Annotated in this window: 1 rRNA gene; it reads left to right on the top strand. The window is 57.3% G+C overall.

Features of this window, described 5'->3' with window-relative positions:
* The first annotated feature begins 227 nt into the window (after positions 1-227).
* Positions 228-3,337, top strand: a 23S ribosomal RNA gene (locus ABD140_RS39565).
* The last annotated feature ends 71 nt before the right edge of the window (positions 3,338-3,408 follow it).

Genomic DNA, 3,408 nt, shown 5'->3' with positions numbered 1-3,408 from the left:
ATTGAGCACGCTGTTGGGTCCTGAGGAAACGGGCGACCGATTTCTTCGGAACCACCGCGGGTCAGACCGCAGCCCCCTGTAGTGGGGGCTTACGTCTGGGGCCGTCTGTTTTTTGAGAACTGCACAGTGGACGCGAGCATCTTAAAGCAATTTAAGTGCCTGGAAATCTGAATTTTCAGAGTTTCTATGGTTCACAGTCTTGTCTTGGTTTTGGGCCATGTGTTGTGGTTCAAGTTTTTAAGGGCATACGGTGGATGTCTTGGCATCAGGAGCCGATGAAGGACGTGGGAGCCTGCGATATGCCTCGGGGAGTCGGCAACCAGACTTTGATCCGGGGATTTCCGAATGGGGAAACCTGGCACCCGTGATGGGGTGTCGCCGCCTGCTGAATGCATAGGCAGGTTGGTGGGAACGCGGGGAAGTGAAACATCTCAGTACCCGCAGGAAGAGAAAACAAGAGTGATTCCGTGAGTAGTGGTGAGCGAAAGCGGAAGAGCCTAAACCGATCGTGTGTGATAGCCGGCGGGCGTTGCACGGTCGGGGTTGTGGGACCACCCCGCAGGGACCGCCGTCCTTGCAAAGAGTTACAAAGCAGCTCGGTAGTCGAACGGCATGGGAAGGCCGACCGCAGACGGTGAGAGTCCGGTAGACGAAATCGTGTTGCCTCTTGGGTGGGATCCCGAGTAGCACGGAGCCCGTGAAATTCCGTGTGAATCTGCCACGACCACGTGGTAAGGCTGAATACTCCCTGATGACCGATAGCGGACCAGTACCGTGAGGGAAAGATGAAAAGTGCCCCGGTGAGGGGTCGTGAAATAGTACCTGAAACCGTGTGCCTACAAGCCGTCAGAGCGTCCTCAATGCCTTCGGGTGTTGTTCGTGATGGCGTGCCTTTTGAAGAATGAGCCTGCGAGTTATGGTGTGTGGCGAGGTTAACCCGTGTGGGGTAGCCGTAGCGAAAGCGAGTCTGAAGAGGGCGAACTTTAGTCGCATGCTGTAGACCCGAAGCGGAGTGATCTAGCCATGGGCAGGTTGAAGCGCCGGTAAGACGGTGTGGAGGACCGAACCCACCAGGGTTGAAAACCTGGGGGATGACCTGTGGTTAGGGGTGAAAGGCCAATCAAACTCCGTGATAGCTGGTTCTCCCCGAAATGCATTTAGGTGCAGCGTCACATGTTTCTCGCCGGAGGTAGAGCTACTGGATGGCCGATGGGCCCCACAAGGTTACTGACGTCAGCCAAACTCCGAATGCCGGTGAGTGAGAGTGTGGCAGTGAGACTGCGGGCGATAAGGTTCGTAGTCGAGAGGGAAACAGCCCAGATCATCGACTAAGGCCCCTAAGCGTGTGCTAAGTGGGAAAGGATGTGGAGTTGCCGTGACAACCAGGAGGTTGGCTTAGAAGCAGCCACCCTTGAAAGAGTGCGTAATAGCTCACTGGTCAAGTGATTCCGCGCCGACAATGTAGCGGGGCTCAAGCACACCGCCGAAGTCGTGGCAATCGCACTATGTGCGGTTGGGTAGGGGAGCGTCGTGCAGCCGGTGAAGCCGCAGCGTGAGCTAGTGGTGGAGGCTGTACGAGTGAGAATGCAGGCATGAGTAGCGAATGAACGGTGAGAAACCGTTCCGCCGGATGACCAAGGGTTCCTGGGGCAGGCTAATCCGCCCAGGGTAAGTCGGGACCTAAGGTGAGGCCGACAGGCGTAATCGATGGACAACGGGTTGATATTCCCGTACCCGCCGGTACGCGCCAACGCTGAACCTCGTGATACTAACCACGCAAGCCGCCCAATGGATCCTTCGGGTGAAGTTGGTGTCGGGGAGTCTGGGACCTGATCGGGTAGTAGGTGAGCGATGGGGTGACGCAGGAGGGTAGCTCAGCCCGGGCGATGGTAGTCCCGGGGTAAGCCCGTAGGGAGTCGTGTAGGCAAATCCGCACGGCGTGTTCCTGAGAGGCGATGCCGAGCCGTTTTAGGCGAAGTGAGTGATCCCATGCTGCCGAGAAAAGCCTCTAGCGAGTGTACTGGCGGCCCGTACCCCAAACCGACTCAGGTGGTCAGGTAGAGAATACCAAGGCGATCGGGTGAACTGTGGTTAAGGAACTCGGCAAATTGCCCCCGTAACTTTGGGAGAAGGGGGGCCGTGTCTGGTGATCGGACTTGCTCCGTGAGCTGGGTGCGGCCGCAGATACCAGGGGGAAGCGACTGTTTACTAAAAACACAGGTCCGTGCGAAGTCGTAAGACGCTGTATACGGACTGACGCCTGCCCGGTGCCGGAACGTTAAGAGGACCGGTTAGACCATTTCGGTGGTCGAAGCTGAGAATCTAAGCGCCGGTAAACGGCGGTGGTAACTATAACCATCCTAAGGTAGCGAAATTCCTTGTCGGGTAAGTTCCGACCTGCACGAATGGCGTAACGACTTCCCCGCTGTCTCAACCACAGGCCCGGCGAAATTGCACTACGAGTAAAGATGCTCGTTACGCGCAGCAGGACGGAAAGACCCCGGGACCTTCACTATAGCTTGGCATTGGCGTTTGGAATGTCTTGTGTAGGATAGGTGGGAGACTGTGAAGCTCGGACGCCAGTTCGGGTGGAGTCATTGGTGAAATACCACTCTGGTCGTTTCGACCGTCTAACCCGCGCCCCTTATCGGGGTGGGGGACAGTGCCTGGTGGGTAGTTTAACTGGGGCGGTTGCCTCCCAAAGAGTAACGGAGGCGCCCAAAGGTTCCCTCAGCCTGGTTGGTAATCAGGTGGCGAGTGCAAGGGCACAAGGGAGCTTGACTGTGAGACCGACGGGTCGAGCAGGAGCGAAAGCTGGGCCTAGTGATCCGGCACCTACGTGTGGAAGTGGTGTCGCTCAACGGCTAAAAGGTACCCCGGGGATAACAGGCTGATCTTCCCCAAGAGTCCATATCGACGGGATGGTTTGGCACCTCGATGTCGGCTCGTCGCATCCTGGGGCTGGAGTAGGTCCCAAGGGTTGGGCTGTTCGCCCATTAAAGCGGCACGCGAGCTGGGTTTAGAACGTCGCGAGACAGTTCGGTCCCTATCCGCTGCGCGCGTAGGAGTCTTGCGAGGATCTGTCCCTAGTACGAGAGGACCGGGACGGACGAACCTCTGGTGTGCCAGTTGTCCTGCCAAGGGCACGGCTGGTTGGCTACGTTCGGAAAGGATAACCGCTGAAAGCATCTAAGCGGGAAACCTGCCTCCAGATGAGGACTCCCTCCCACTTCGGTGGGGTAAGGCCCCCAACAGACTATTGGGTTGATAGGCCGGAGATGGAAGCACAGCAATGTGTGGAGTCGACCGGTACTAATAGGCCGAGTGGCTTGACTACAACACACCAAATTCTTTCAAGACCTGATGTGTGTGCTCGCGTCCCTGTGCGGTTCCCGGAAAACAGCCGGC

The organism is Actinocorallia libanotica (genome assembly GCF_039525175.1).
GTDB classification, from domain to species: domain Bacteria; phylum Actinomycetota; class Actinomycetes; order Streptosporangiales; family Streptosporangiaceae; genus Actinocorallia; species Actinocorallia libanotica.
The sequence above is the reverse complement of the archived record's forward strand: the minus strand, read 5'-3'. Positions and strand labels throughout refer to the sequence as shown.